The 6248-nt window shown below is 49.0% G+C and carries 5 protein-coding genes; all 5 read left to right on the forward strand.

Features of this window, described 5'->3' with window-relative positions; all coding sequences use genetic code 11:
• The first annotated feature begins 6 nt into the window (after positions 1 to 6).
• The 5 genes from CF651_RS23720 to ahlS all read left to right on the forward strand — a co-directional run bounded on the left by CF651_RS23720 (position 7) and on the right by ahlS (position 6232).
• A complete protein-coding gene (locus tag CF651_RS23720) occupies positions 7 to 459 on the forward strand; it encodes a helix-hairpin-helix domain-containing protein (RefSeq protein WP_094017358.1) in 453 nt (150 codons plus the stop codon).
• A 182-nt stretch (positions 460 to 641) separates the two neighbouring features.
• Positions 642 to 1961, forward strand: a complete 1320-nt coding sequence (gene rpoN, locus CF651_RS23725; RefSeq protein WP_094017359.1) for an RNA polymerase factor sigma-54 — start codon at positions 642 to 644, stop codon at positions 1959 to 1961.
• Between the two features lie 47 nt (positions 1962 to 2008).
• Positions 2009 to 3712, forward strand: a complete 1704-nt coding sequence (locus CF651_RS23730) for a sigma 54-interacting transcriptional regulator (protein ID WP_281254501.1) — start codon at positions 2009 to 2011, stop codon at positions 3710 to 3712.
• A gap of 225 nt (positions 3713 to 3937) precedes the next feature.
• Positions 3938 to 5371, forward strand: a complete 1434-nt coding sequence (locus tag CF651_RS23735; RefSeq protein WP_094017361.1) for an aldehyde dehydrogenase family protein — start codon at positions 3938 to 3940, stop codon at positions 5369 to 5371.
• A gap of 12 nt (positions 5372 to 5383) precedes the next feature.
• Positions 5384 to 6232, forward strand: a complete 849-nt coding sequence (ahlS, locus tag CF651_RS23740) for an AhlS family quorum-quenching N-acyl homoserine lactonase (protein WP_094017362.1) — start codon at positions 5384 to 5386, stop codon at positions 6230 to 6232.
• Positions 6233 to 6248 lie beyond the last annotated feature (16 nt).

The following is a 6248-nucleotide window of genomic DNA, read 5'->3' on the forward strand; positions in this document are numbered from 1 at the left end:
GCGTGTATGAAAAGAAATAAGACGCCAAAGTTAGAACTTACCATTCAAGAACGGAAAGAACTAAGAAAAAACAAAATACTTTTAAGCGATCTTCACAAAATATCTGTGAGTGAATTAAGTTTAATATTGAAGGTACCGGAATTAAGAGCCAGAGAATTAAGGGCTTCATCCGAATTTCAAAGTGTTCCTTCCATTGGTCCGAAATTTGCAGAAGATTTAATGAAGCTCGGTTACTATGAATTGAATGAACTCAAAGAAAAAGATGGTGCAATATTATTCGATAATTTGGAAGAATTGTACGCAGCAGCAATCGACCCTTGTGTAGAGGATCAATTTAGATTAATTATTTATTATGCTAACAACCGCAGCTGTGACAAGCAATGGTGGGATTTTACTGAGGAAAGAAAACATTACAGGAGTGCTCAAGGATACACGTCCGAAAACGTTGATTCACAATAGGGGGCGTCCCGGTATCCGGTTTACGGAACTCGGGAACGGCCCTGTTTCCATTTAACCGAACCATTTCAGTGAAACGGGCCTCTAGTTAAACCGTCTTTTCATACGGCTCATTGTGGTGTAACATGAGCATATAAACATGGAACCTTGGTTCATTTCTTACTCCCTGAAGGATAAGTGATCTTATGTATCTGAATCAGACATTAACCCAAACCCAAAGTCTGAAATTAAATATGAAGCTGGTCCAGGGCTTGAAGCTGCTGCAAATGTCTGCAACCGAACTAACGGAATATTTGGAGAAGCAATCCGATGAAAATCCCTTGATGGAAGTGATATTTCCATCGCGGTCCCCCCAAATGGAGAGAAGGACAGCTGCCAAGACGCCGTTAAAAGACAGCGCCTCCAATCCCAATGACTTGCTGCTGCACATGGCCAGCAAACATGACGAGTCACTTGAGAGAGTACTCGTGAGCCAGCTGCGCCTCAATCCCATTCCGAAACCGTACTTTGCCTTGGCTGAATTTATTGCCGGCAGCTTGAATGATGACGGGTACCTGACCTTGAGCCTGGAGGAAATAGCTGAACACGTTCAGCGGCCGATCTGCGATATCGAAGAGGCGCTGGCCTATGTGCAAGCATTGGAGCCAGCCGGCGTTGCCGCAAGATCGCTGCGCGAATGCTTGCTCCTGCAGGCAGGACGAGACGTAAATGCCGATCCTTGGGCCGCTCTTATCGTAAGTGAACATCTGCAGGAGATCGCGGCAGGGAAGCTGCAAGCCGTTGCCGGTCAATTAGGCATCTCTATAGAGCAGGTTAAGTCAGCAATTCAGTATATACGAAAGCTGAATCCCCGTCCCGGTCTTGCCTTCAGTACGCAAACGGAAGCCCGTATGGAACCGGATGCCTTTGTCCAAAAGGTCGGCGGACGCTTTGTCGTAACCTTGAATGAGGTCTGCTATCCGCAGGTATCTATGAACGAGTATTACTTGAAGCTTAGAAAGCAAAGTGCTTGTAAGCGAACCAAAGCGTTCGTAGGTCAGTATATGACACCTATTCAGTGGCTTATTCGTAACCTGGAGCAAAGAAAAGCAACGATAAGCCGGGTTTTGACGGCAATTATAGAGGAGCAGGAGCCTTTTTTGGAAAAGGGTCCCCTGTATTTAAGACCGCTTAACCTGAAGACGGTTGCAGAAAAAGTAAGTCTGGATGTATCAACCATAAGCCGCGCGGTGAAGCATAAATATGTCCAGACGCCGCAGGGAGTTTATCCATTGAAATTTTTCTTTTCGAGCCGGCTGGAAACCCGGAATGAGGAATGTGCATCGTCCCACAGCATCAAAGCAATCATTATGCAAATGGTGAGGGAGGAAGACAAGAGCAGACCATTGTCCGATCAGCAAATGACAGATGCCCTGGTCCGGCAGGGCCTCAAAATTTCAAGAAGAACCGTCATGAAATATAGGGAAGCCCTGCATATATTATCTTCGCGCTTCAGGTCATCCTAGCTCGGAATGAGCCTGATTATACTGTTTTTAAAGGAGGCATGAGTATCTTGCCGAAGGATTCCGTGACCATCCATTTATGGGGAAATATTATTTCCTCGATGCATAACGGCATCATCGTTGTCAACTCGGACAATGAAATTTTGCTTATGAACGAATCCGCCCAGAAGCTGCTTCAGGTTCAGGATGAAGCGTGGAAGGGAAGAAATATTAAGGCGTTAATCCCAAACTCCAGAATGCATGAGGTGCTGCAAGGGGGCGAGAGCTCGATAGGTGAGAAAATGGTCATCTCCGGCCGCGCATGCATGGTGAATCGGACCCCGCTCTACGAGGAAGGGGAGAGGGTCGGGGCGATGGCCGTGATTCAGGATATTTCCGAGATGGACCATTACCGGACCCTGCTGAAGCAAATGGAATCCATTATTGAATTCTCGACTGACGGTATTTATGTAGTCGATCGGGAGGGAGTTACCATGCAGGTGAACTCGGCTTACGAGGAAATCACCGGCTTCCGCCGTGAAGAATTGATAGGTCGCCGCATGAAGGACCTCATGACGGAAGGATATTTCGATCAATCGGTATCCTTGCTGGTCTTGGAGCAAAAACGGCGCATTTCCATTATTCAGCGGATTGGAGGCAAAAAGGATGTGATCGTTACAGGGAACCCGGTATTTGATGATCAGGGCGGCTTGGAGATGATCGTCACAAGCGTGAGGGATATTACGCACCTGAACGATTTAAGAAATGAGCTTGAAAAGGCGCATACGTTCTCACGAATTCAAAATAACCGATATACGATCCATAGTGGCGGTACGGAGCAGAGCGTTATTTTCCACAGTCCGCAAATTAAAAAGGTGTACGAAAAGGTCCGGCAGGTGGCCCCCTATCCGACAAGCATTTTGCTAAACGGTCCGTCCGGTACTGGGAAAGAAGTGATGGCCAATCTGATACACGACTTAAGTGAACGGAAGGAAAAGCCATTTATCCAAATCAACTGCGGGGCGATCCCGGAGCAGCTGTTGGAGTCCGAGCTGTTCGGCTATGAGGCGGGAGCCTTCACAGGCGCAAGCCGCAACGGGAAGATCGGTCTTTTGGAGCTGGCGGACCAAGGAACAGTCATGCTCGACGAAATAGCGGAGCTCCCGCTCGCTTTGCAGGTCAAGCTGCTGAGGGTGCTTCAGGAGAAGCAGCTGCAGCGCATAGGCGGAACGAAGCCGCGTCTTTTGGATATCCGCATCGTCGCAGCAACCAATCAGGACCTAAGGAAGCTCATTCAAGCGGGCAAATTTAGAGAGGATTTATTTTACCGGCTCGCCGTCGTGGAGATTTCCATCCCGTCCTTGGCGGAGCGGCAGGAGGACATCGTGCCTTTAGTGGAGCATTACTTCGCCTATTTTTGCCGACAGTACCGGGTAGACAAGCAGATGTCGAGCGAAACCAAGGAGAGCTTGAAACGATACCATTGGCCGGGCAACGTTCGGGAATTGCGCAATTTAGTCGAAAATATGATTGTTTCCGTACCTTCAACAATGATCGAGCCCGTTCATTTACCGCTCCATATTCAGGATCAAACCCGATGTGACGATTCACATTCAACTTTGAAGGAGCGGGTGTCGGAATTTGAGCGCAGATTGATTCACGAGGTCGTCGAGAAGCATAATTCGTTGCGAAAAGCAGCCGAGCAGCTTGGAGTCGATCATTCCACGCTTGTGAAAAAAATGCAGCGTTGGGAGAAGGAAAAGGGAACGGGATAACTTCCAATTCATTTAGATCTGAGGTGGTGAATTTATTCCTGAAGGTGGTGATGATATTCACCATCTTTTTTAGCTAGGAGGGAAGGGTTTAGGAAAGAGTGGTGATATTTTTCACCAACGCCTCGGGGAAGGGGAACGTTTTTAACGAATTGTAGAGATGTTTTTGGATTGGCACGTTTTTTGCTACTATTATATAAATGCAGCATGATAAAAGGAGGGACATCATTGGAAACGGTTACCAAGGGGATTTTTATCAATGGACTTTGGGAGGTGAAGGAACGCAGCTATGCCTTACGCGCTCCTTATGACGGCAAGGTGCTGGCAAACATCAGCAAGGCGGACGCAGGGGATGTAGACCGGGCCATAGCCGGGGCACACCGTGCTTTCGAAACGATGCGCAAGCTGCCGGCGCATCAGCGCAGCCGTATTTTGCAACAAGCCGCACTCCAGCTCAGGGAAAGAAAAGAAGAGGCCGCTCTGCTGCTATCGCAGGAAGCGGGAAAGCCGATTCGCACCGCGAGGGCAGAAATCGAGAGAACCATTACGACCTACGAATTCGCGGCGGAGGAAGCCAAGCGCATCAACGGTGAAACGATCCCGATGGACGCGGCTCCCGGAGGCGAGGGACGGCTGGGCTTTACCTGGAGGGAACCGATCGGTACAGTCGTAGCGATTTGTCCCTTCAACTTCCCGTTTAACCTTGTCGCGCATAAGCTGGGTCCGGCGATAGCAGCAGGCAACACGGTTGTCCTGAAGCCCGCGGAGCAAACGCCGTTAAGCGCGCTTTTCATGGCGGAGCTGTTCCAGAAGGCAGGTTTGCCGGATGGCGCTTTACAGGTCATCACCGGCAGTGGCCGCGAGCTCGGAGATGCCTTGGTCGAGGATGAGCGCGTTAAAAAAATTACGTTCACCGGAAGCTCTGAAGTAGGCAAGCAAATCAAAGCAAAGGCGGGGCTTCGCAAAGTGACGCTGGAGCTTGGCTCCAATTCGGGACTCATCATCGAGCCTGATGTTCCCATCGACAAGATCATCCCGAGATGTGTAGAAGGGGCCTTCTCCTTCGCGGGGCAGGTGTGCATTTCCCTGCAGCGTATTTATGTTCACGAATCGATTTATAAGCCATTTGCAGAACAGTTTATCGCAAAAACCGAGCAGCTTAAGGTCGGAGACCCTTCTGATGAACTAACGGATCTCAGTGCCATGATTCACGAGCGGGAGATGCATCGGATTGACTCTTGGGTGCAGGAGGCTGTCGAAGCCGGAGCAACGATCGGATGCGGTGGCCGCCGCGAAGGCTCGGTCTATTTACCAACCGTGCTGCTCCATGTGAAGCGGGAGATGTCGGTTTCATGCAGGGAGGTTTTTGCACCGGTCGTGTCGATTGTTCCGTACAAGGAGCTGGACGAGGCAATCGAAATGGTCAATGATTCCGTTTACGGTCTGAATGTAGGCATCTATACGCAGCATCTGAACAAGGCATTCCATGCAGCAAGAGAAATTCAAGCCGGAGGCGTCATTGTCAACGACATTCCAACGTTCAGAGTGGACCATATGCCCTATGGCGGCGTAAAAGAAAGCGGATATGGACGTGAAGGCATTAAATATGCAGTACAAGAAATGACGGAACTGAAATTCGTTTCGATAAAAACTCAATTCTAGGAGGCGTTTTCTATGTCGAATATTATTAAAGCACGCCCTAAGCTGTATGTTATGGATAACGGACGGATGAGCATGGATAAAAACTGGATGATTGCAATGCACAATCCGGCTACGATCCATAACCCAAATGCACCTACGCAGTTCGTTGAATTTCCGATCTATACGGTGCTCATCGACCATCCGGAAGGAAAGATTCTGTTCGACACCTCCTGCAATCCGAATTCGATGGGAGTGGAGGGCCGGTGGACCGAATCAACACAGCAAACATTTCCTTGGGTAGCGAGCGAGGAATGCTATCTTCATAACCGTCTTGAGCAGTTGAAGGTAAGACCAGAGGAGATTAAGTATGTGATCGCCTCCCATCTCCATCTTGATCATGCGGGATGCCTGGAAATGTTCACTAATGCGACGATTATTGTGCATGAGGATGAGCTTAACGGTACCTTGCAGTCTTACGCCCGGAACCAAAAGGAAGGCGCTTACATTTGGGCGGACATCGATGCTTGGATCAAAAATCATTTGCAATGGAAAACCGTCAAGCGGAGTGAGGATAATCTGGAGCTGGCCGAAGGAATTAAAATTGTCAATTTCGGTAGCGGTCATGCGTGGGGCATGCTAGGTCTACACATCGAAATGCCGGAAACGGGCGGAATCATCCTGGCTTCCGATGCGATATATACCGCTGAAAGCTACGGTCCTCCGGTGAAGCCGCCTGGCATTATTTACGACTCCATTGGCTATAGGAACACGGTCGAGAAAATCCGAACCCTTGCCCAAAGAACGAATTCACAGGTCTGGTTCGGTCATGACTCTGAGCAATTCAAGCAATTCCGTAAATCGACCGAAGGCTATTACGAATAAAGGAGCCATTCCTGTA

This window comes from Paenibacillus rigui (assembly GCF_002234615.1).
Lineage (GTDB): Bacteria > Bacillota > Bacilli > Paenibacillales > NBRC-103111 > Paenibacillus_S > Paenibacillus_S rigui.